This window comes from Flavihumibacter stibioxidans (assembly GCF_014332695.1).
In the GTDB taxonomy this organism is placed as follows: Bacteria; Bacteroidota; Bacteroidia; order Chitinophagales; family Chitinophagaceae; genus Flavihumibacter; species Flavihumibacter stibioxidans.
This window is the reverse complement of sequence record NZ_MBUA01000001.1, coordinates 199,194-221,771: the sequence shown is the minus strand read 5'-3', so window position 1 is coordinate 221,771 and position 22,578 is coordinate 199,194. Positions and strand designations below refer to the sequence as shown.

The window sequence follows — 22,578 nt, the reverse complement described above, 5'->3', positions numbered from 1 at the left end:
GTTTAATCAAATAAAATAAATGGCATTTCCACCCAGACCTCCAAGGGGGGCTTTTAATCCCAGGTTCAGGAAAGAACAACAACAGGAACACAGGACCAACCAGATGATCCGCGTACCGCAGGTACGATTGGTTGGGGACAATGTAGAAGTAGGTGTCTACTCTATCCAGGAAGCACAAAGGATGGCTCAGGACCAGGGACTCGACCTGGTAGAGATCTCTCCAAATGCTGATCCTCCGGTGTGCAGGATCATTGACTACAATAAATTCCTTTACGAGAAGAAGAAGAAGGAAAAGGAAATGAAGGCGAAAGCCAAGCAGTCAGAAGTGAAGGAAATCCGTTTCACCCCGAATACGGATGACCATGACTTCAACTTTAAGGCTAAGCACGCGGAAGAGTTTCTTCGAGAAGGAAACAAGGTGAAAGCATATGTGCAATTCCGTGGAAGGGCCATCCAGTTCAAGGACCGGGGTGAGTTGCTGCTGCTGAAATTTGCCGAACGCCTGTCCGAATTTGGTGTCCTTGAAGGCATGCCGAAAATGGAAGGAAAGCGAATGCTGGCCATCTGGGCGCCTAAGAGCCAGAAGAAGAAGAAAGATTCTGCAGAATAATCATACACTTCATTTAAAGAAAAAAGCCCGCTAACCAGCGGGTTTTTTTCATATTTGGCAGGAAAAGGATTATATTTTGCCTTTAAGCTTGTTAAATTGAGGATGATTTCTGAAAGAATGATTAAATCCTGGCTCCTTACCCCCGCTATCCTTCTATTGCTTTGCCTATTAATGATGGGAGAGCAAGCAAAATCGCAGCCCGGTAACCGTCAGCCTCTGAGACTCAGGAACAGCCTTTCTTCCGGAAAATATCAATTAAATACTTTAGACCCGGCCGATCCTGCTTTGTCTGGTGCAAGAGCTATGCAGAAAGTTTGGGTCATTCTTCAGCTCGAAAAAATACCCGATCCCAAACAACGCCAATCCCTCGCCCGGAATGGCATCACCCTTTATGAATATATCCCCGATAATGCGTGGCTGGCATCCTTCAGTAAGCGGATCAGTTTGACACAATTGCAGCAACTCGGTGTGCAGGAAATACTGCCGATATCCCGCGGTCTGCGCAATGGAATACCACAAACAACCACCACCAGATCAGCCCTGCGCAGCATGCCAGTGCAGGCATATCATGTTCAAGTTATTCCGGAAGTGGATTCCAATGAACTGAAATCCCTGTTCCGGCAAACCCTCAGTGGCAGGAGCATGGCCTATAAGATCAACCGGTTCCTGGCACCCCACCTGGTGGAAATCCAGGTCAGGGGAGATGCACTGGACCTGTTGATGGACCAGCCTTATGTATTGCAGGTGATGGATGCCCCCGAAATGAAAGCGTTCAACAATGGCGCTACTGACAGTCACCTGTCTGACCTGGTGCAGAACGGATCGGCTGAATTGCCCGCGCTTAAGGGGAGCGGGGTGGCCTTAGGCCTTGGTGATAATGGCAGGATCTATCATATAGACCACCGGTATAACGAAGAAGGACAAACTTATAGCGGCTCCTATCATGCTACCATGGTGGCAGGAATCATGGCCGGGGCGGGAATTCAGGATCCGGCTATGAAGGGGAACGCTCCAGCCGCGAAACTCCTGGTTGAGAACTTCACTGACATCCTGGTAAAATCGCCCGATTATTTGTCGCGCTATGGCATGCAGGTCACTAACAATTCCTATGGTGCCGGCAGTTCCTGTAATCCTGTTTCAGGTTATTACAGTGGTAATTGCTGGTATATCGACAACCAGGTGATCAAATACCCCGAACTGGTGCATGTATTTGCTGCGGGTAACAGCGGCAACCTGCGATGCGCGGAATTCCCGCAGGGGTATAAAACCATCGACAATGCTTTCCAGGCGGCAAAAAATGTTATTACGGTAGGAACCACCAACACCGATGCAACTGTATTCCGCTGGTCCAAAGGACCGACAGTGGATGGACGTATCAAGCCAGAAATCTCCGCCATCGGAGACGGGGTGAATTCAACCTCCACACTGAACCGTTATTCCACTGATTATGGCAGCAGCATGGCCGCGCCCCAGGTGAGTGGCGCATTGGCCCTGCTGGTGGAACGCTACCGGCAACTGAATAACCACAACAACCCACCGGGAGACCTGCTCAAGGCTATTGTATGCAATACTGCCACTGATATCGGTATTCCCGGTGTTGATTATACCAATGGATTCGGCTGGTTGAATGCAAGGGCCGCAGTAGCAGCCATACAGAACAAAACTTATCAGCAGGGAGCGGTTGAACAGGATAACGAGTGGACCTATACCATCCGGTTAACGGAAGCGAAATCTGACTTCCGGATCATGTTATACTGGCATGACCGACCGGCTTCTGTTTTCAGTTACCTGAGTTTGGTGAATGACCTGGACCTTACCGTCCAGGCACCGGACGGATCCATCCATGAACCATTTGTGCTCGACACTTCCGCAGCCGGTTTAACGACTCCGGCCAAACCTGGAAAGGACCATCTCAACAATATTGAGCAGGTAGTAATAAAAAACGCCAATCCCGGTACCTATACTGTTAGGGTCAAAGGCTACCGCATACCTTTTGGTCCGCAGTCTTTCCAGGTGGTTTATCATCATTCGGAAGCAAACCTCAGGCTCTTGCAACCTGCCGGGGGGGAGTTGTGGAAACCCGGGCAGAAAAGAAATATTATCTGGGAAGGGCCTGGCACACCGGCTGTCAGCAACCTGGAATTTCATTATACAACCGATAACGGGGTTTCCTGGTTCCCCGTAACCGGCAGTTCAACCCTTCCGGGCAGAATAACCTGGACTATTCCCAACCTGGTGTCCACTCAAACCCGCGTCCGGATAACCAATAGGCTAACGGGGGAAGTACAAACCTCGCCAGGGTTCAGTATTCTGCCCGACTATCAATTAACTGTTGTTCCTGAGTGCAGGGAAGATGTGTGGTTGAAGTGGCGGCCTGCACAGGGAGTTGATTCGATGGAGGTTTTCCGGTTTTCCGGAAATGATTATCAGTCACTGGGCATTACCACGGATACCTTTTTTTCAGTGAAGTCACTGCGATATGGACCTGATTACTGGTTTACTGTGGCACCGGTTAAAAATGGCATCACCGGGGAAAAATCCATTGCCAAAACAACCAAAACCCGCAATATCGCCTGTGGCCCCGATGGTCCGGACGGTGATATTTCCCTTGAAACCACCATACGCCCGTTGACCCAGCGTCAATGGACCAGGTCCGATGCCGGTGGACGTGATACCGTTATGCTTTCCATCCGGAACCGCGGGGCAACAGAACTGGGCGGTCCGTTTATCCTTGTCGTGAGTGATGACCAGGGGAATGTTCTTACTGATACCCTGAGCCGCAAGATTGCCGCCGGCGCAAGTTTTAACTGGAAATCCAGGATTTACCTCCAGCTGAACCCAGGCGAGGAAAGATTTTTAACATACACTGTCCGATCGGCCGGTGATCCGGATTTGAATAATAATGAGTCCGCCAGTTGGTGGCGGTACCTCCGTAATGATCCCATTAAAATGCCCTTTACACAGCATTTTAATAATCTGAAGGATACAATCTACCGTAAACCCGGTTTTACAGGCCTTTATGGGGCCGATAACTGGGATATGAGTACCGCTTCATCCTCTGTTACCCTGCAGACCGTTACATCTGATTCAATTCCGTTTAAGATTATCTCCAGGGTTGGTGACCAGTCGGTTTCACTAATTGGCACCTACAATCTGGAGGGAATTGATACTCTCACACCGCTCCGCCTGCTGATTGCCAATGATGGCATTCAAAGATACAATATGAGTATCAGGGGAGCGGATAGTCTCCCCTGGATATTGTATTTTCCGCATCCTGTGTATGGTCTCTCACATTTTCTTCGCCTGGGCAAACAATCTCCGGGTAGCAGTTTCCAGGTTCGGGTAGACATGGTCAGCAAGGCCCAAACAGATACAGTGCAGCAATTTCTGAAGAACCTGAAATTTTTTATTCCAGAAAAAGACCTGGGAGTAATTGACCTTAATTTTATTGGTAAATATACCCCGGCGGTAACTAACGGTGATACGGTTCGGCTTTCTGCCACCGTATACAATTACCGGAAGGAAGATTTTGGTCCATATTTTTTCGGGGTCAGGTTTAATGATGGCAGCAGGATGGAACAGACTATGCCCGGACTGAAAGGTTTTGATACTGCCCGTATATCCTTTACTCATATTATAGTTGAACCGGAGAACTCTGATTATACCATTACCCCATATATTCGGGCAGAAGGGGATGAATACCCCGATAATGACAGTTTCCCCGGAGTGTTACGGTACCTGCAAATAATCAATAAATACCCTTATTTAAATGGTTTTGAGAATGGCAGAAAGTGGTGGGAGTCCTCCGGCTCTTATGACTTGCCGGGTTCGGGTACCCTGATCAGTGGAAGCTTTAATGCCGCCAACGGAAAGGAATTCTGGGGATCAAAGCTTGTATATGGTGATGATTCAATTTCCCCTGTCCAGCGATACCTCTATGGGGAGGTCACCAGTCCTGTTTTTGACCTGCGAGCGTTGAAATCGCCCCATCTTTCCATGAGCATACTTCCTGAAATCTGCGACTACGATTACGAAGTGTATCTTCAATATTCCCTGGATTCAGGTTTAAACTGGGCACCTTACAAGCCTCTTCCCGGTACATTCTCTACCAACTGGTACCCCGCCAACGATTCTTCCTTTAAAAGCTGCACCCTGGAAAACCGGTGGCAGGTGGCTTCGGTGTCCCTGCCTGGTAACTGGGCGCAGGTAATGTTCCGCATCAGCGCAGTACTGAAGGGATTTGACCGTTTTGTTCAGCCAAAAAAGCCGGAGGGATTTTTCATCGATGATTTCCACCTGTTTGACCTGGAACAGCCGGTTTCAACGGCATCCTATAATTTGACCGGAACCGCAAAAGCAGGAGCCTGGAACAATTTACCGGAGGCGGGTCCGGTTTCTGCAGTTATATCCCCGGGAAGCCATTCTGTTCCCTTCCGGTTTACTACCAATAACCAGAACTCCAGCCGTGAGATCGCCGGGAATAAGATCTTACCACGGCACTGGGTCTTCAACGGGTTGGCATTACCGGATTCAGGCAGGCTGAGACTCTATCTGGCAGAATCCGAACTGGCTCAATGGCTTCAGGCCAATCCCTGCGACACCTGCCAGGTAAAACGAAGCGCATATGACCTCAGTATTTTCCGCTATGCCGGCAATCCGGCTACCATTAATGGTGATCCCGCCGACAATGAGGAGGGGATGCTAACTGTATGGGAACCCGGAGATTTTGACCTGGTGCCTTTTGCCAATGGATATTATGCCGAGCTGCCTGCGGGTGCTTATGGTGAGTTTTATTTCGGATTTAACCAAAGCATTGCCTCCATTCAGTTTTCAGCCAAAGCCCAACGCAATCCCGACTTTGCCTTGTTGAGCTGGAGCAGTTCCAGGGAAGGCATCCTCCGTTTTGAGGTGGAGCGGGCCGAGGTCACCAATGGACAAGGGGGGATCTTCCAAAGGATCCAGACCATTACCGCCGGGGCAGGAACTGAATGGAGCTATTCCGATAAGGAAATCAGGTCTCCGGGCAGCTGGCAGTACCGGATCCGGGTATATTATACTGATGGCAGCAGCCGGTATTCAACCATCCGGATCGTTCATCTGGATGCCTCTCTTGCGGTGCGACTCTTCCCGGTTCCGGCCACCAGACGAGACCAGTTGCTGCTGATAGTGCAGCAGGCCGGGGGGGCGCTTGAACTCCAGTTGTCTGATGCGGTGGGAAGGGTAATCTGGCGCAACAGGGCAACCTTGTTACCGGGACAACAAATAGTAAGTTTGCAGGGAATACCGGGTCTGCCGGCCGGCATTTACCACCTCAGGGTGTCTTCAGGGAAAGAAATTAAAACCCTCCCGTTGGTTATTTCAGGAAACTGAGCTACATTTGCGCTCCCAAAAGGGTGCTATCCCCGGATAGTATGATTGCCCAAACGGCTCCATAAGTCTCCGCCTGTGCGGGGCGCCAGCAGGGCGTAACTATTTTAGTTATCAAAATGCCAAAGGTAAAAACCAATTCAAGCGCGAAAAAGCGCTTCAAGGTGACTGGAACAGGAAAAGTGACTCACCAGAAATCATTCAAACGTCACATCCTCACAAAAAAATCAACCAAGCGTAAGCGTGGTATGCGTAAGGACGGTGTTGTAGCCAAACCAAACATGGATTTTGTTCAACGCCTCCTGGGTCTTAAGGGGTAATCATTTTAATCACAACTTAAACTTATTTAGCATATGCCACGTTCAGTTAACGCCGTTGCTTCAAGGGCACGCAGGAAAAGAATCTTAAATCAAGCCAAAGGTTATTACGGTAAACGTAAAAATGTTTATACCGTAGCCAAGAACCTCGTTGAAAAGGGGATGACCTACAGCTATGTAGGCCGTAAACTCAAGAAGCGCGAATACCGTGCTCTCTGGATCGCCCGTATTAACGCAGCAGTACGCGAAGAAGGTCTGACCTACTCAACATTCATTCACAAGCTGAATGAGAAGGGAATCGGACTTGACCGTAAGGTACTGGCCGACCTGGCAATGAACAATCCTGAGTCTTTCAAGGCACTGGTTGCTTCAGTAAAATAATATGTGAACAGGTATCACAAAAAGGAACCGGCTTTTGCAAAAGAGCCGGTTTTTTTTCTTTCCGCATAATTCGTGTTTTTCTTATAGGTTTGTATGATAATTAGCTATCACCCAACTAACCACGTGTACAGATAGATGAACAATTCCTACTTCGACCTGGTAGACCAAACCTTCAATTTCCCCCAGGAAGGTTTTGAGGTAAAAGATGGTTACCTCCAGTTTAATGGCCTGAACCTGAAAGCCCTGATCGATAAATATGGTACGCCCATGAAGCTTACCTACCTGCCCAAAATCGGGATGCAGATCAACAAGGCTAAAAACATGTTTGCCGCCGCTTTTAAAAAGCACAAATATGAAGGCGAATATTTCTATTGCTACTGTACCAAGAGTTCACATTTCTCTTTTGTGGTGGAAGAAGCACTGAAACATAATATTCACCTCGAGACTTCTTACGCGTATGATATTGAGATTATCAAAAAACTGTATGCGAAGAAGAAGATCAACAAGGAGACCTTTATCATCTGCAATGGATTTAAGCAGAAGACATACACCAAGCGTATTGCGGGACTGATCAATTCGGGTTTCAAGAACGTGATTCCCGTGCTTGACAACGTGAATGAACTGGATGACTATCGTAAATCCGTACGCGCCCCTTTCAAACTGGGCATCAGGGTGGCGGCAGAAGAAGAACCCAACTTTCCATTTTATACCTCACGGTTAGGCATACGCGCAAAAGACATCCTTGAATTTTATGTGGACCAGATTGAAGGCTATGAGAATAAGTTCCAGCTCAAGATGCTTCATATTTTCCTGAACAAGGGCATCAAGGATGATATCTATTACTGGTCGGAACTGAACAAAGTGATCAACCTTTACTGCCAGCTCAAGAAGATATGTCCGGAACTGGACAGCATTAATATTGGCGGCGGTTTCCCCATCAAACATTCACTCGGATTTGATTACGACTACCAGTTCATGATCAACGAGATCGTAAGCAATATCAAGGTGGCCTGTAAAAAAGCCAAAGTGCCCATGCCTAATATCTATACCGAGTTCGGTTCCTATACGGTAGGTGAAAGCATGGCGCATATTTATTCCGTTATTGCCCAAAAGACCCAGAATGACAGGGAGATCTGGTATATGATCGATTCTTCATTCATCACAACACTGCCCGATACATGGGGCATTGGCGAAAGGTTCCTGCTTTTACCCATCAATAAATGGGAGGAGGAATACCAGCGGGTGGTATTGGGAGGCATAACCTGCGACAGTCACGATTACTACGATTCAGAAGAACATATCAATGAAGTGTTCCTGCCCAAAGTTGGTACAGGTGAACCCCTGGTACTTGGATTTTTCCATACCGGCGCATACCAGGACCAGATCAGCGGTTACGGGGGTATCAAACATTGTATGATCCCGTCGCCCAAGCACATCATTGTGGGCCATGATAAAAATGGCAAACTGGTCGATTGGGTTTATGCCAAGGAACAGTCTGCACAAAGCATGCTGAAAATATTAGGATACCAATAACAGAAAATTCTGTTATTCCTATGAGTTTGGTTTGTGGTTTGTAGTTTATAGCTGCAGGCCACAAACTATTTTGGCTCAATCCTTGCACCGTAAACTCAATAACACCATTATGCGAAAATTCCTGTTGGTTCTTGTTGCTGTTTTCCCTTTATCACTGATGGCCCAACGCTGGCATATTACCGGGTTTGGTGGGATATCCAATTACCAGGGAGATATGCAGGAAAAAAGGATTACAACCAACCAGGCGCATGGTGCGTTCGGACTCGGTGCGCAGTATGATCTTAGTGGCCATGTTTCCGTTAAAGGCGGACTGATGTATGGTACCATCAGTGGTGATGATAAATTCAATAAACAGGAGGATCTGCGCAAGCGGAACCTCAACTTTACATCCCGCCTGCTGGAAGGCAACCTGATGGCTGAATTCCGCTTGTTTGACCTCGATGAAAAAAGGCTTACTCCCTATGTATTTGCCGGTATTGCCGTGTTCGGATACGATCCATATACATATGATACCCTGGGGAACAAGCATTACCTGCAACCCTATGGTACTGAGGGGCAGGGGCTGAGTACCTATCCCGACCGTAAACCATATAACCGGGTTCAGGTGGCCCTTCCTTTTGGCGGTGGCATTAAATTCCGGCTGAATGATCAGGTTACGCTCGGGTATGAGATCGGCCTGCGAAAAACTTTCACGGATTACCTGGATGACTTAAGCAAGAGCTATGTGGATTACAATACCCTGCTGGCGGAGAAAGGTCCCGTTGCTGTTGAACTGGCCTACAGGGGCGACGAATTGAAAGATGGCAATCCTCTTTATCCTGCAGATGGAACCACAAGGGGAGGGGAGAAGGTGAAAGACTGGTATTATTTCCAGGGAATTACCATCGGCTACCGTTTATTCGGGGGCAGAAATGAATTCCGCGGCGGAGCCAAAGGCAGCGGACGGCAACTGGATTGCCCCAGGAATATTTTCTGAACTCCCTGCATTAAACCATGAAATCACGACAGGCCTTTCAGAAGGCCTTTTTTAATGCCCGAACAACTGCAATTCTGTTCTGTTTTACCTTTGGGAAAGAAATATAAATTATGTTACGACTATTCATTGCCGTTATTCTGGGTGTGTCACTGATAACACCTTCCATAATACTTGGACAAACGGAAGCTTCGGCAAAGACGGCCAGCAGTCTGCTTTGGGAGATCAGCGGTAATGGATTAACACAGTCATCCTATCTGTTCGGCACCATGCACATACTGTGTGCTGATGATGCGAAACTGAGCGACAGTCTGCAGTTCGCCATCGACAGGGCGAAGGAAGTGTATTTCGAAATTGACATGGATAATCCCGCTGAACTAATGGGCGTGTTCAGGTTTATTAGGATGAAGGATAATAAGCAACTCAGCGACCTCCTGACGGAGCAGGAGTACCAGCGGGTGAAGAAATATTTTTCAGAGAACCGGTCCATGCTTCCGCTGAGTATGATGGAGCGGTTCAAGCCCTATTTTATAGCATCCATGCTGAGCGAATCAAAAATGCCCTGTGAATCAAAAAACGGGATGGAGGAAGTGATCATGAAGTCTGTAAGGAAACAGCAGAAGCAGATTCTGGGACTGGAAACAATTGAATTTCAGGCCGGGGTGTTTGACAGTATACCATATGAAATCCAGGCAAAGGAATTGCTGCGAACAATTGACAGTGCCGGAATAACAGACAGTATGACACTAAGGATGCTGGAATTATATCGTAACCAGGATCTTGCCGGCATTGAGCGTTTAACCCTGGCGGAAGAGGGCGGTGTGAGTTCCTTCCTGGAATTATTCCTGTATGGCCGCAATGCCAGGTGGATACCGGCCATGGAAACATCGATGAAAAGTAAACCGACCCTTTTTGCAGTGGGGGCTGCCCATCTGCCGGGCGAAAAAGGAGTGATCAATTTATTGCGTAAGGCAGGATATGTGCTGAGACCGATGAAGATGGTGAATGGTGAAAAGTGAATAGGTGAATGAAGTTGCGGTATTTACGCGGATCACTCACCTATTCACTTTTCACTATTCACCTATTCACTAGATTTGCTCCAGTCCACTGAAGAAGAAAGCTCCCTCGATGGCTGCATTCTCGTCGCTGTCGCTACCGTGAACGGCGTTCTCGCCAACAGATGTCGCAAACAGTTTACGGATGGTTCCTTCATCAGCATTGGCAGGGTTTGTAGCCCCGATCAGGGTGCGGAAAGAACTAACAGCATTTTCCTTTTCCAGGATGGCGGCAATGATCGGACCACTGCTCATGAACTCAACCAGTTCACCGAAAAATGGCCTTTCCCTATGGATGGCGTAGAATTCACCTGCTTTTTCCTCGCTTAGTTTTGTCATTTTCAAAGCTACCACGCGGAAACCTTCCTTGATGATACGATCCAGGATGGCACCGGCATGCCCGTTCTTCATGGCGTCGGGCTTGATCATGGTAAATGTTCTGTTACTCATATACTTGCTATTTGGGGCGCAAAGGTAGCTAAATTTCCCTACATTTGCCCCGCTTTATGCAGCCAATACACCATATTTTTTCGCAGCTTGAATCACCCCGCAGGGTGATCATAACGACACACCAGAAACCGGATCCTGATGCTATGGGTTCATCCCTGGGCCTGTATCATTTCCTTACACGCCTGGGTCATGAAGTAAATGTGATCTCTCCAACCAACTGGGCCTCCTTCCTCGATTGGATGCCCGGAGCGGACCGGGTGCTGAATTATGAGATTACCAGGGAAAAATCAGCCGCCCTTATCAATGCGGCCGACTGGATATTCTGCCTCGATTTCAATACACTGATCAGGACCAAACACCTGGCCCCGGTAGTGGAAAAATCACCGGCAATTAAAATCCTGATCGACCATCACCAGCAGCCTGCCATCGAAAGCTTTCATTATGGGGTCAGCGATACCACCAAGAGCAGTACCTGTGAAATGGTGTATGATTTCATCATGGAAAGCGGGCACGGTCATTCCATTTCGATGGAAATCGCCGAATGCCTCTATGCCGGACTGATCGGGGATACCGGGTCATTCCGTTATCCCGCCGCTTCAGCCGATGTGCATCGCATGGTTGCCAGGCTGAAGGAAACCGGACTGAGGCATACCCAGATCCACGAAAATATTTATGATAATTTCCTCGAAAACCGCCTCCGTTTCATCGGTCATGTACTGACCAACAGGATGGAAGTGTTTTACGAATACAATACGGCGCTCATTTTTGTCCCGAAATCAGACCTTCTGCGGTTCGACATTAAAACCGGAGATACGGAAGGCCTGGTCAACTATCCCCTCAGTATCCAGGGGATCCGGATGGCAGCCATCGTGATCGATCGCGATGAAGAAAGAAAATGGAGCTTCCGCAGCAAGGGTAACGTGGATGTCAATACCTTTGCCCGGCTTTATTTTGAAGGCGGCGGTCATTTCAACGCTGCCGGTGGTCGCAGCAGTGCTTCCCTGGAAGATACCCTTCGTACCTTTAAAAAAGTCCTCAAAGAAACAGCATCAGATTTTCAACTGACATAACAAATGACAAAGCTCTCTTTATTTACAACAGCAATTGTTGCCCTTATGATGGCAGCCTGTGGTAGTGCCGACTACAGTAAAACAGCAAGCGGTATCACGTATAAGATCGTAAAAAAAGGGGAAGGACCGCAGGCAAAACTCGGTCAGTTCCTTAAAGTTCATTATACGCAAAAGATTAATGACTCTACCCTCGGTACTTCCCAGGGCGGTATCCCTGCATTCGCAAGGGTTGACAGCCTGGGGCCGGTTTACAACGCAGCAGAGGTTTTCCGGTTCCTGTCAAAGGGAGATAGCGTGGTGGTGGTGCAGGAAGTTGACAGCCTGATGAAGCAAAATCCCACTTTGCCTCCATTCATGAAGAAGGGTGACAAACTTTACCTCATTTTCAAGGTGGTTGATATCCTGGATAACGAACAGCAGGTACAGGCTGAGCAGGAAAAGGAAATGAAAGGCCAGGAAGGACGCGACCAGGCAGTCCTGGATGAGTACATTAAGAAGAATAATATCAAGGCAACCAAAACCGGAAAAGGTGTGTATGTAGCAGTGGAGAATGGCGGAACGGGTATCACTGCAGATTCAGGAAAATATGTTTCTGTAAAATACCGCGGTAAACTCCTGACCACTGGTAAGGAATTCGAATCAACCATGGAAGCAGGCAAGGATCCGATTGGATTTGTACTGGGACAGGGCCAGGTGATTCAGGGTTGGGACGATGGCCTGAAGCTTTTTGCAAAAGGAGGGAAAGGAACCCTTTACATCCCCGGTTTCCTGGCTTACGGAATGCGCCCGGGTCCCGGCGGACAGCCCAACGAAGCCCTGATTTTCGATATCGAAATGGTTGACATTGCTGATAAGGCTCCCGCTCCCCAGCAAAATCCCATGATGCAGCCGGTTGATACTTCCGCTGCTCCCCAGGGACACAGCAAGGACGACGGTCATAATCATTGATTTTAATAAACGTCTGACGTTACATCTCAAACGTCTGACGTTTAAGATTACGGAATTCACTATTGCTAAACGTCAGACGTTTTATCCCGCAAACGTCTGACGTTTAGCATTACGGGATTCACCGGACGCAAACGTCAGACGTTATACCCGCAAACGTCAGACGTTATACCCGCAAACGTCAGACGTTTCTTCCCCGTTCAAACTCCCTGAACAATTCTACCGCCTGAACGGCTTCTTTCACATCGTGTACCCGCAGAATATGCACTCCCCTGGTAAGGCCGAGGGTATTGAGCACCGTGGTGCCATTCAGGGCATCAGCGGCGGAAATTCTTCCAAGCGTTCTGGTGATCATCGATTTCCTGGAGATGCCTAGCAGTAAGGGATAACCGTGAATGTGCAGGGCATCCAGTTTGTTCAGCAATTCAAAATTCTGGGGAATTGTTTTGGCAAATCCCAATCCCGGGTCCAGTATAATATCTTTAATACCTGCAGCCTTGCAGGCCGCGATCCGGTCAGAAAAATAATCCACCACTTCCAACGCTATATCCCTGTATTGTGCCAGCGACTGCATCGTCTGCGGAGTTCCCTTCATGTGCATACAAACATAGGGTACGCCCAAAGCCCCAACGGTCGGAATCATCTCAGGATCCATCAGACCACCACTGATATCATTGATGATATGCGCACCTGCTTCCACCGCCCTTGCTGCCACCCGGTGATGAAAAGTGTCTGCCGAAATAATGACATCCGGAAAGCTGCTGCATAAAACAGGAAGTATCTCTTCCATTCTTTTCCATTCTGTATCTGCATCCAGGTACTGGCTGTCGGGCCTGGTGCTCTGGGCTCCGATATCAAGTATGGCAGCCCCTTCCTGCAGCATTTTACCTGCTTGTTCCAATACGGCTGAAATACCAGTCTTCCTGCTGGCTTCAAAAAATGAATCGGGCGTAAAATTGATGATGCCCATCACAACTGGTTTATCCAGTAACAGCAGACGGCCTTTGCAATTGAGCGTGAACATGGTAGCGAATCCTTATTTTTGAATGATAAAGATGATCATTTTTAGGAGAACACATGATAAGCACCACAGAACAATACGACCAGGCAATCGGGAAGTGCAGGGAAATATTTATCAAAAAGACGAAGGACTATGGAACGTCCTGGCGGGTTTACCGGCCCATTTCCATCGTTGACCAGATTTTTATCAAGGCAAGGCGCATCAGAACCATCCAGGAAAATAAAAAACAACTGGTGGGCGACAGTATCAAAAGTGAATTCATGGGGATACTGAACTATGCGGTAATCGGACTGATTCAGCTTGAACTGCCTGCCGATGCGGGTGATGAGATCCCACCTGCTGTTGTTGGTGAAAAATACGACGAACAGGTCGCAAGGGCGCGCAGTCTGATGGCGCAGAAAAACCACGACTATGGCGAAGCCTGGCGCGATATGAGCCAGGAAAGTTTCACCGACCTGATACTGTCCAAGCTGCTGCGGATCAAACAGATTCTTGCCAACGACGGACAAACCCTGATCAGTGAGGGAATCGATGCCAATTACCTGGATATATTTAATTATGCAGCCTTTGCTTTAATTCTGATAGAAGAAGGAAAGCATGGTCAGGGGTGAGGAGGATAAATTCTGAACAGAGTAATAAACTTTAGACCGGAAGATTATGAAACTGATGTTAACCATTACAAGATATATAGTAGGGATCCTGTTTATTTTTTCCGGGCTGGTGAAAGCCAATGACCCTCTGGGACTCAGCTATAAGATGCAGGAATTTTTTGAAGTTTGGGGTATGCACAACCTGAACGACTATACCCTGGCTTTTTCCATCCTGATGATCGCGTTTGAAATCATTGCCGGTGTAGCCGTGATTGTTGGCTGGCAGATGCGCCTCTTCAGCTGGCTGCTGCTGCTGCTCATTATCTTCTTTACATTCCTGACAGCCTATGCACTGTTCTCCGGTAAAATAAAAACCTGCGGTTGCTTTGGTGATTGCATCCCGCTGACCGCTGCACAATCATTCACTAAGGACCTGGTATTGCTTTTCCTGATCCTGGTCCTGTTCAGGTACCGGAACAGTATTAAAACGTCAATGGATACCCGAAAAAGTCTTTTGCTGCTGGGACTTACCACGCTGTTCAGTTTCGGATTTCAGTGGTATGTATTGCGTCACCTGCCGGTGGTGGATTGCCTTCCCTATAAAAAGGGAAAGAACATTGCCAGCCAGATGAAAATACCCGCAGGGGCCATACCAGACAGCACCGTCATCACTTTTGTGTACAATAAAAAAGGACAGGAAGTGGAGTTTACTGCTGACCAGTTCCCGGAAGACTTTGATGAATCTGTTTACCAGTTTGTGAAACGCTATGATAAGCTGGTTCGCAAAGGCAATGCAGAACCACCCGTAAAAGATTTTGTATTGCTGGCGGCGTCTGGTGCGGATACCACCCAGGCCATCCTTGCCCAAAGCGGATTGATGCAATGGCTGTTCATTAAGGAGATTAATAAAGCAGACCTGAAGGAGTTGAAACAGACGCTGCTGGAGCTGAGGGAAATCGCCGAGTCCAGGAAAATGCCTATCTATATCATCACGCCTGTTGCAGAAGATGTACTGAATCTGCTGGCGGCTGAAATAGGCAATACACCGGTGTTCCGTTCCGATGCCGTGGCCGTAAAAACGGCGGCCCGCTATCCTGTAACCCTGTATCTCCTCAGTGATGGTACTATTGTAAACAAATGGGCGCTTAAAGACAATGATAAAGCCATCCAGATGCTCAGTGGTTTATAAGACAGTATTAAAAAAACGCCAACATAAATCTGCACTTCTTTGCTGAATTTCTTCTTTAAAAAACTGGCCTATGGCCTCGCAGTTCTGCTTGGAGTGGTAGTGGTTGTCTTTGTTTTATTCCAGGGCTTCGGTGATCCTGCACGACTGGTCATGGGGCAAAGGGCCGACCAGGCTACCCAGGAGAATATCCGCCGCGACCTGAACCTGGACAAACCCAAATGGAAACAGTTTCTCCTTTACCTGAATGATATTTCACCGGTTTCGATCCATAGCCCCGAAGAGATCAGTAACAAGCAATTGAAGGGGATATTCGTCAGCATGGGCAGCCATAATAAATTAGGATTCAAATGGCCCTATCTCCGCCGTTCCTACCAGACCAGGAGGGAAGTAGGTACGGTCATCATGGAAGCACTTCCTGGTACACTCATGCTCGCTACTGCTGCCATGCTGCTGGCCACTGTTCTAGGTATAAGCCTCGGCGTAATGGCGGCACTACACAAAGGCAGTTGGATTGATACCGGTTCCATATTTGGAAGTATCCTGGGTATCTCAGCTCCCTCTTTTTTTATGGCCATTGCCATCGCCTACCTCTTTGGCTTTCTCTGGAGTGATTATACCGGGCTGCACATGACCGGATCCTGGTTTGACCTCGATACCCGGACGGGCCGGCCTTATTTAACCCTGTCCAACCTTCTGTTGCCTGCCATCACCCTGGGAATCCGCCCGCTGGCCATTATCGCGCAGTTAACCCGGGCATCCCTGCTCGATGTGCTTCAACAGGATTATATCCGCACCGCCACCGCAAAAGGACTGTCCCGCCGGGTGGTTATCTGGAAACATGCGCTGAGGAATGCACTGAATCCCGTGATCACAGCCATTACCGGCTGGTTCGCCGAATTGCTGGCGGGCGCATTTTTTGTGGAATATATTTTTGGTTGGAAGGGCATCGGCAAGCTGACCGTGGATGCCCTTGAAAAACTGGATTTCCCGGTGGTAATGGGTTCAGTCCTGGTTTCTGCCTGCTTTTTTGTATTGGTGAACCTCCTTGCCGACCTGTTGTATGGGGTGGTAGACCCCAGAGCGAGAAAGGCTTAACTTTTTCCCTCACGCCTTACTGTCGGTTCCATGCCTCATTGTATAATAACTTCTTTGATCACCTTTTCCCCCAGGGCTTCGTTGACACGTTCGATGATCTTTTCCTTCTGGTAAAGTAGTTCCTGCCTGAGAGGTGCCACGGTGGTGGTCACATAGAGTTTATCTCCGTATATCTTGATGCTGTCGGTGTATTTGGCAACGGTTTTACCCATAATGGTTTCCCACACATCGGTGATCTGCAAGGCCTGTACAGAACCTTTCAGCCTGCTTTTTTTCAGGAACTGCTGGATGGCGTCACCTAATGAATATTCTCCCATGGCTCAAAGATAATAGTCTGGATTGTAGAAAAACCATTGTTCCCTGAAATTCAGTTTGGCCATCACCCTGCCTGCAAAAGCTCACCCAGACTCAGTCTCTGCCTGCATCGGTAAAGTATCCTGCCCGCAACGGGTTTAAAAAAGCGATTTAACAATTCCGGGTGGTTGTTGTTGCAACTATTTTGCATCTTTGCCCTTCTTTAAGGTTCTATTGGTCCCGTTTTTATATCCATCCTAAGTTTTACCTCTTGATCCGTACCCGCCCCTATGAAAGCGAGGCCCCTGAATTCTATCCGTATTTTTCTCCGTACACGCTACCCGTTGAAAGCTAGTGTGCAAAACAGTATTGCCGGTTTAGCTCCTGGCAGGATTTAGTGCACATTTATTTTTAAAAACCTTATTGCCCGCTGGTTACGGCCTGATAGGGGAGGCCCAGGGCGGAAAAACTGTCCTTTATTCGATGGGGATGGGTGTCTGTTACCAGGACCTGCCCTTTATTCTGCACGCATACTTCCATCAGCAGGTTGTGCATCCTGTTCTCATCCAGCTTTTCAAAAACATCATCCAGCAACAGAATGGGCGGAAAGCCTTTGTCTGATTTAAGCATGGCAAATTCGGCCAGTTTCAGGGAAAACAGGAGACTTTTCCTTTGGCCCTGCGAGGCGGTTTGGCGGAATGGTTTGTCGCCCAGGCTAATGGATATATCATCCCTGTGAATACCCAGCTGGGTGCGCTGCGCCATCAGGTCGCGTTCCCGGTTCCCGGCCAGGATCTGCCTGATACCGGAGGCCAGCAGCGGGCTTTCATACCTGAGTTGGAGGTCGTACTGTTCACCCGCGATCGTATAATAGCGGGCAGTTACCAGGCCAATCAGCTGATCAAGGTAAGCTTTCCTTTTTTCAAAAACATATTCTGCGGGTGCGGATAACTGGTAATCCAGCACATCTAGCAGGTCAAACTGCCGCTGACGGGATTCCCCCATCTGCTTCAGCAGGCTGTTCCTTTGCTGCAGCAGGCGGTTGTATTGCATCAGTTGCAGCAGGTATTGGTGGTCGAGCTGGGAAAAAAGCGCATCCATAAAACGTCTTCGCTCTTCACTGCCTTCCGTAATGATCTGCACATCATCGGGGGCGATCATCACCGCCGGGAAATTGCCGATATGGTCGGCCATCTTTTCGCAGGGGGAACCATTGACCTGGAATTCTTTTTTACCGTTTTCCCTGATCAGGCCGCTGACCTGGTAAAGCTGCCCCTGTTTGGTGAATTCCCCCGCCACCCGCATGCCCTGAGCTCCATTGTACACCAGTTGGGCATCGGAACGCTGGAAATAACTTTTGGTAAAGCAAAGAAAATAAACGGCATCCAGCAGGTTGGTTTTACCCGTACCGTTACGGCCGGTGATTCCTACCACCCGTTCAGAGAAATTCCAGGACTGCTGCAGGTAATTCTTGAACTGGAAAACTGATATGGAATTGAGGGAGAACAAAATTGCTGCAATATTACTGTTATTGGTTCAATCCCTTATCTTTGCCCGTCTCAAAACTAAACAAGTGGCAACAAAATTTTCAAAGGAGACCTATCTGTACTGGTATGAGCTGATGCTGCTGATTCGCCAGTTCGAACTGAAGGCTGAAGAGAAATACAAAATGGAAGGCAAGATCCGTGGCTTTTTCCACGCCTATGTTGGGCAGGAAGCCATAGCTGCGGGTTGTATGACTGCTACCAAATCCGAAGACGCGTTTATCACCGCCTATCGCGACCACGGTCTGGCCCTTGCGAAGGGGATTAGTGCCAGGTCATGTATGGCCGAACTCTATGGTAAAGCCACCGGCTGCGCCAAGGGTAAGGGCGGCAGTATGCACTTTTTTGGCAAGAAAGAGCGATTTTTCGGAGGCCACGGTATCGTTGGCGCCCAGATCGGAACAGGTGCCGGTATCGCGTTTGCTGAAAAATACAAGGGTACCGACGCGGTTTGCCTGACCTTCTTCGGTGACGGTGCTGCCAGGCAGGGTATGCTGCATGAAACCTTTAACCTGGCCATGCTCTGGAAACTGCCGGTGATCTTTATCTGCGAGAATAATAATTACGCGATGGGAACATCCGTGGAGAGAACTTCCAACGTGGTGGATATTTATAAACTGGCCGATGCCTATGAAATGCCTGCTGATTCCATTGACGGTATGAGCCCTGAAGCAGTTCATGAAAGTATCAGCCGTGCGGTTAAGCGTGCCCGTGAGGGTGACGGTCCGACCCTGATCGAAATAAAAACCTACCGATACAAAGGTCACTCCATTTCTGACCCGCAGAAATACCGTACCAAGGAAGAAGTGGAAGAGTATAAACAGCGCGATCCGATCGAGCAGGTGCTGGCTACCATTCTAGAAAACAATTTCGCTACACAGGAAGAAATTGATGCCATCAATAAGAGGGTGGATGCCGAAGTGGAAGAGTCTGTGAAATTTGCTGAAGAGAGCCCATGGCCTGATGACAGCGAAGTGCTGAAAGACATTTATGTTGATGAGAACTATCCTTTTATTGTTGACTAATTATTACATAACAAACAATCATGGCTGATAACAAGATTACTTTCGAAGAGGTTGAAAACACCGAAGTGGTGGATAAGGTTACAGGTTTCTGGCAGAAGAACAGCAAAAATATCATCGTTGGACTTTCTGCAGTTGTGATCCTGGCAGGTGCCATCGCTGGTTATAAGTATTTCATTTCCGGTCCGAAACTGACCAAGGCCAATGAGGCGATGTTCAGGGCAGAATCATATTTCCGCATGGATTCGCTGCAACTTGCCCTGAATGGCGATGCAACCAATCCGGGTTTCATTAAGATTATTGATAAGTACAGCGGAACACCCGCCGCTAACCTGGCTAAATTTTACGCCGGCGCGAGCTACCTGCGCCTGGGTGATTTTCAGAATGCTGAAAAATTCCTGAAGGATTTTTCTACCTCTGCCGTGCAGGTGAACGCAAGGGCTAAAGGCCTGCTGGCTGATACGTATGCAGAGCAGGGCAAGAAGGAAGAAGCAGCAAAACTCTACCGTGAAGCTGCCGGGTTGTTTGAAAAAGACGAATTCAATTCTGCAGAATATCTTTTCCGCGCAGGTTACCTGTTTGAAAGCATGGGGAAAAACACTGAAGCGATTGAAGCATACAAAGCGATCAAGGAAAAATATCCCCGCAGCGAAAGAGGCTTCGAGGTGGATAAGTACCTGGCACGCCTTGGCGAAACAAAATAATTTTCCTACACCCGCTTTCGGGCGGGAACAAAACTGTCCATTGAAATGGCCGAAGTTGGAAATAGTAATTTACTGAAACTGGATACAGGCATTCTTCCAAAGGATGCCTGTATTGTTATGGTGAAAACAGAATGGAATGCCGCCATTGTCGACGAACTGGAAGCCGGTTGCAGGCGCGTGTTTAATGAAAATGGAATCGAGAGTTTCCTGACGCTGACCGTTCCGGGTGCGGTGGAGATTCCTTTCGCCATTAAAAGCTTCTGGGATGCCAGGAAGTACCTCGATGGCAGGCCGCATGCATTCATTGCACTGGGTTGCGTGGTACGTGGCGATACACCGCATTTTGAATACGTGTGCCAGGCGGTAACCGATGGAGTGGTAAAACTGAACCACAGCCTGCCCGTACCGGTTATATTCGGTGTGCTGACTGTAAACAATGATGAGCAGGCCCGTGAAAGGATTGGCGGCAAACACGGCCATAAGGGAGAAGAAGCTGCCATCACCGCATTGAAAATGATTGCGCTGCAAAGAAGCTTTAAAAAATAATCAATTGGACGTCAGGCTTTTTATACCATGTTTTGTTGACCAGCTGTTTCCGGAAACGGCTTTCAATATGATTAAAGTATTGGAAAAGCTGGGTTGTACCGTTTCCTATGACGAGAACCAGACCTGTTGCGGCCAGCCTGCCTACAATGCCGGCTTCCGGGAAGAAAGCAAGGCTGTTTGTGAAAAATTCGTACGCGAGAACATCAGCAACTCAGCCTACCTCGTTGCACCCAGTGCTTCCTGCACCGGTTTTGTAAGAAATTACTACCCGAAAATTTTTGACAACTCATCCGTACACAATGAAGTCCGCGACTTGCGGTCACGCACATACGAATTTACCGAATTCCTGGTGGATGTTCTGAAGGTGGAAAAGCTGGGAGCCCGGCTGGCGGTAAAAGCCACCTACCATGATTCCTGCGCTGCGCTGCGGGAATGTAAGATCAAGGAAGGTCCCAGGAAATTGTTGTCGAATGTGGAAGGACTTGATCTGGTAGAGATGGCGGACAATGAGACCTGCTGCGGTTTTGGCGGGACATTTGCCATCAAGTATGAACCGATATCAATCAGTATGGCCGACCAGAAAGTGAACAATGCACTTCAAACCGGTGCGGAATGCATCATTTCAACCGACCTGTCCTGCCTGATGCACCTTGATGGTTATATCCGCAAAAAAGGCCTGCCGCTTAAAACCATGCACATCGCCGACGTCCTCGCCAGTGGCTGGTAAAATGATCGGCCCTTTGACCACTAACTACAAATTACAAAACCACTATGTCATTTTGGTTAATTAAATCCGAACCCTTCAAATACAGTTGGGACCAGTTTGTGGCTGATAAAAAAACTTATTGGGACGGAGTACGTAATTATGCAGCCCGCAACAACCTGAAAGCAATGAAAAAAGGCGATCTGGCTTTTTTCTATCACAGCAATGAAGGGGTGGAGATCGTTGGCATTGCGGAAGTTGCGAAGGAGTTTTACCAGGATCCGACCACTACAGAAGATGCCTGGGTAGTAGTGGATTTCAAGCCGGTAAGAAAACTGAAAAATCCGGTACCGCTTGCCCGGGTGAAAGCAGATCCACGGCTGGCCAATATGGCACTGATAAAACTAAGTCGTCTCAGCGTGCAACCCGTCACAGCAGAAGAGTGGGATATTATACTGGAATTAGCCGGAGAATGAAAAAACTCATCATATTAACAGGGGCCGGAATCAGTGCGGAAAGCGGACTCAGGACCTTTCGCGACAGTGACGGGTTATGGGAGGGGTATGATATTGAGGAAGTTGCCACGCCGCGTGCATGGAGGAGGGACCCGGCCCTGGTGCTGGAGTTTTACAATATGCGGCGCAGGAATGTGATGGATGCGCGCCCCAACAAGGCTCATCAGTTACTCGCAGATCTTCAGGATTATTTTGACGTACAGATCATAACCCAGAATATTGACGACCTGCATGAGCGGGCCGGTTCCCGCAAAGTACTTCACCTGCATGGTGAGATCCTTAAAATGCGCAGTGAAATGGATCCGGGGCTGGTAAGGGAAATCCATGAAGATATGCCACCTGGTGCGCTTGCACCGGACGGAGCACCCTGGAGACCGGATATTGTATGGTTTGAAGAGCCCGTTCCAAGGATAGCAGAAGCTGTCCCACTGGTCAGGTCTGCTGATATTTTTGTTGTGGTTGGCACCTCGCTGGTGGTATATCCCGCAGCCGGACTGGTGAACGAAACACCCTATGGTATTCCAACTTTCATCATCGATAAAAAGATACCTTATGCCCAGGGCCTGTCGAATCTTACCGCCATCGAAGCACCGGCCACTGAAGGCATGGCAGAATTATTCGAAATACTGGTACAGGGAAAGTTTTAAACATTTA

At 48.4% G+C, this 22,578-nt stretch carries 22 protein-coding genes; 18 read left to right on the top strand and 4 right to left on the bottom strand.

Annotated elements, in window-relative coordinates:
* Positions 1-19: 19 nt before the first annotated feature.
* The 7 genes from infC (at position 20) to BC349_RS00940 (ending at position 10,200) form a co-directional block, all read left to right on the top strand.
* Positions 20-610 (top strand): translation initiation factor IF-3, encoded by a 591-nt coding sequence (infC, locus tag BC349_RS00970; RefSeq protein ID WP_187254882.1) that lies wholly within the window; start codon positions 20-22, stop codon positions 608-610.
* 117 nt (positions 611-727) lie between these two features.
* The gene (locus BC349_RS00965; RefSeq protein WP_187254881.1) at positions 728-5,980 is read left to right on the top strand and encodes a S8 family peptidase; all 5,253 of its coding nucleotides are present in this window, start codon (positions 728-730) and stop codon (positions 5,978-5,980) included.
* Between the two features lie 116 nt (positions 5,981-6,096).
* A complete protein-coding gene (rpmI, locus tag BC349_RS00960) occupies positions 6,097-6,297 on the top strand; it encodes a 50S ribosomal protein L35 (protein ID WP_187254880.1) in 201 nt (66 codons plus the stop codon).
* A gap of 33 nt (positions 6,298-6,330) precedes the next feature.
* A complete protein-coding gene (gene rplT, locus BC349_RS00955) occupies positions 6,331-6,675 on the top strand; it encodes a 50S ribosomal protein L20 (RefSeq protein ID WP_187254879.1) in 345 nt (114 codons plus the stop codon).
* Between the two features lie 135 nt (positions 6,676-6,810).
* Positions 6,811-8,208, top strand: a complete 1,398-nt coding sequence (locus BC349_RS00950) for a type III PLP-dependent enzyme domain-containing protein (RefSeq protein WP_187254878.1) — start codon at positions 6,811-6,813, stop codon at positions 8,206-8,208.
* Positions 8,209-8,317: 109 nt separating this feature from the next.
* Positions 8,318-9,184: a type IX secretion system protein PorG gene (gene porG, locus BC349_RS00945; protein WP_187254877.1), complete on the top strand. Its 867-nt coding sequence runs from the start codon at positions 8,318-8,320 to the stop codon at positions 9,182-9,184.
* A 110-nt stretch (positions 9,185-9,294) separates the two neighbouring features.
* Positions 9,295-10,200: a TraB/GumN family protein gene (locus BC349_RS00940; protein ID WP_187254876.1), complete on the top strand. Its 906-nt coding sequence runs from the start codon at positions 9,295-9,297 to the stop codon at positions 10,198-10,200.
* 69 nt (positions 10,201-10,269) lie between these two features.
* Here the strand turns inward: BC349_RS00940 and BC349_RS00935 are convergent, their stop codons facing one another.
* Positions 10,270-10,686, bottom strand: coding sequence for a nucleoside-diphosphate kinase (locus BC349_RS00935; RefSeq protein ID WP_187254875.1), 417 nt, complete (start codon positions 10,684-10,686; stop codon positions 10,270-10,272).
* Between the two features lie 56 nt (positions 10,687-10,742).
* Here BC349_RS00935 and BC349_RS00930 point away from each other — a divergent pair, with 56 nt between their 5' ends.
* Both BC349_RS00930 and BC349_RS00925 read left to right on the top strand, forming a co-directional pair.
* Positions 10,743-11,756, top strand: coding sequence for a DHH family phosphoesterase (locus BC349_RS00930; RefSeq protein ID WP_187254874.1), 1,014 nt, complete (start codon positions 10,743-10,745; stop codon positions 11,754-11,756).
* 3 nt (positions 11,757-11,759) lie between these two features.
* On the top strand, positions 11,760-12,704 hold the full coding sequence (locus BC349_RS00925) for an FKBP-type peptidyl-prolyl cis-trans isomerase (RefSeq protein WP_187254873.1): 945 nt from the start codon (positions 11,760-11,762) through the stop codon (positions 12,702-12,704).
* Positions 12,705-12,882: 178 nt separating this feature from the next.
* Here BC349_RS00925 and folP read toward each other — a convergent pair whose 3' ends face one another.
* Positions 12,883-13,725, bottom strand: coding sequence for a dihydropteroate synthase (gene folP, locus BC349_RS00920; protein ID WP_187254872.1), 843 nt, complete (start codon positions 13,723-13,725; stop codon positions 12,883-12,885).
* Between the two features lie 53 nt (positions 13,726-13,778).
* Between folP and BC349_RS00915 the strand changes: the two genes are divergently transcribed.
* Genes BC349_RS00915 through BC349_RS00905 form a run of 3 tightly spaced genes read left to right on the top strand, consistent with a single transcriptional unit; the run spans position 13,779 to position 16,596 of the window.
* A complete protein-coding gene (locus BC349_RS00915; RefSeq protein WP_187254871.1) occupies positions 13,779-14,333 on the top strand; it encodes a DUF1599 domain-containing protein in 555 nt (184 codons plus the stop codon).
* 46 nt (positions 14,334-14,379) lie between these two features.
* A complete protein-coding gene (locus tag BC349_RS00910) occupies positions 14,380-15,501 on the top strand; it encodes a BT_3928 family protein (protein WP_187254870.1) in 1,122 nt (373 codons plus the stop codon).
* A gap of 39 nt (positions 15,502-15,540) precedes the next feature.
* Positions 15,541-16,596, top strand: a complete 1,056-nt coding sequence (locus tag BC349_RS00905) for an ABC transporter permease (protein ID WP_187254869.1) — start codon at positions 15,541-15,543, stop codon at positions 16,594-16,596.
* 35 nt (positions 16,597-16,631) lie between these two features.
* Here the strand turns inward: BC349_RS00905 and BC349_RS00900 are convergent, their stop codons facing one another.
* Together BC349_RS00900 and recF are read right to left on the bottom strand one after the other, a co-directional pair.
* Positions 16,632-16,913: a DciA family protein gene (locus BC349_RS00900; RefSeq protein ID WP_187254868.1), complete on the bottom strand. Its 282-nt coding sequence runs from the start codon at positions 16,911-16,913 to the stop codon at positions 16,632-16,634.
* Positions 16,914-17,310: 397 nt separating this feature from the next.
* The gene (recF, locus tag BC349_RS00895) at positions 17,311-18,399 is read right to left on the bottom strand and encodes a DNA replication/repair protein RecF (protein WP_187254867.1); all 1,089 of its coding nucleotides are present in this window, start codon (positions 18,397-18,399) and stop codon (positions 17,311-17,313) included.
* 64 nt (positions 18,400-18,463) lie between these two features.
* Between recF and pdhA the strand changes: the two genes are divergently transcribed.
* The 6 genes from pdhA to BC349_RS00865 are packed head-to-tail and all read left to right on the top strand — an operon-like array spanning position 18,464 to position 22,571.
* Positions 18,464-19,459 carry a pyruvate dehydrogenase (acetyl-transferring) E1 component subunit alpha gene (gene pdhA / locus BC349_RS00890; RefSeq protein ID WP_343063565.1) on the top strand — a complete coding sequence of 332 codons (996 nt, stop codon included), beginning with the start codon at positions 18,464-18,466 and terminating at the stop codon, positions 19,457-19,459.
* A 20-nt stretch (positions 19,460-19,479) separates the two neighbouring features.
* Positions 19,480-20,160 carry a YfgM family protein gene (locus BC349_RS00885; RefSeq protein WP_187254865.1) on the top strand — a complete coding sequence of 227 codons (681 nt, stop codon included), beginning with the start codon at positions 19,480-19,482 and terminating at the stop codon, positions 20,158-20,160.
* A gap of 45 nt (positions 20,161-20,205) precedes the next feature.
* Positions 20,206-20,706 carry a 6,7-dimethyl-8-ribityllumazine synthase gene (gene ribH / locus BC349_RS00880; protein WP_187254864.1) on the top strand — a complete coding sequence of 167 codons (501 nt, stop codon included), beginning with the start codon at positions 20,206-20,208 and terminating at the stop codon, positions 20,704-20,706.
* Positions 20,678-21,433: a (Fe-S)-binding protein gene (locus BC349_RS00875; RefSeq protein ID WP_343063564.1), complete on the top strand. Its 756-nt coding sequence runs from the start codon at positions 20,678-20,680 to the stop codon at positions 21,431-21,433. Before ribH ends, BC349_RS00875 begins: the two co-directional genes overlap by 29 nt.
* A 44-nt stretch (positions 21,434-21,477) precedes the next feature.
* Positions 21,478-21,885 (top strand): EVE domain-containing protein, encoded by a 408-nt coding sequence (locus tag BC349_RS00870; RefSeq protein WP_187254862.1) that lies wholly within the window; start codon positions 21,478-21,480, stop codon positions 21,883-21,885.
* Positions 21,882-22,571 carry an SIR2 family NAD-dependent protein deacylase gene (locus BC349_RS00865; protein ID WP_187254861.1) on the top strand — a complete coding sequence of 230 codons (690 nt, stop codon included), beginning with the start codon at positions 21,882-21,884 and terminating at the stop codon, positions 22,569-22,571. The genes BC349_RS00870 and BC349_RS00865 overlap by 4 nt, the downstream gene beginning before the upstream one ends.
* Positions 22,572-22,578: the final 7 nt, after the last annotated feature.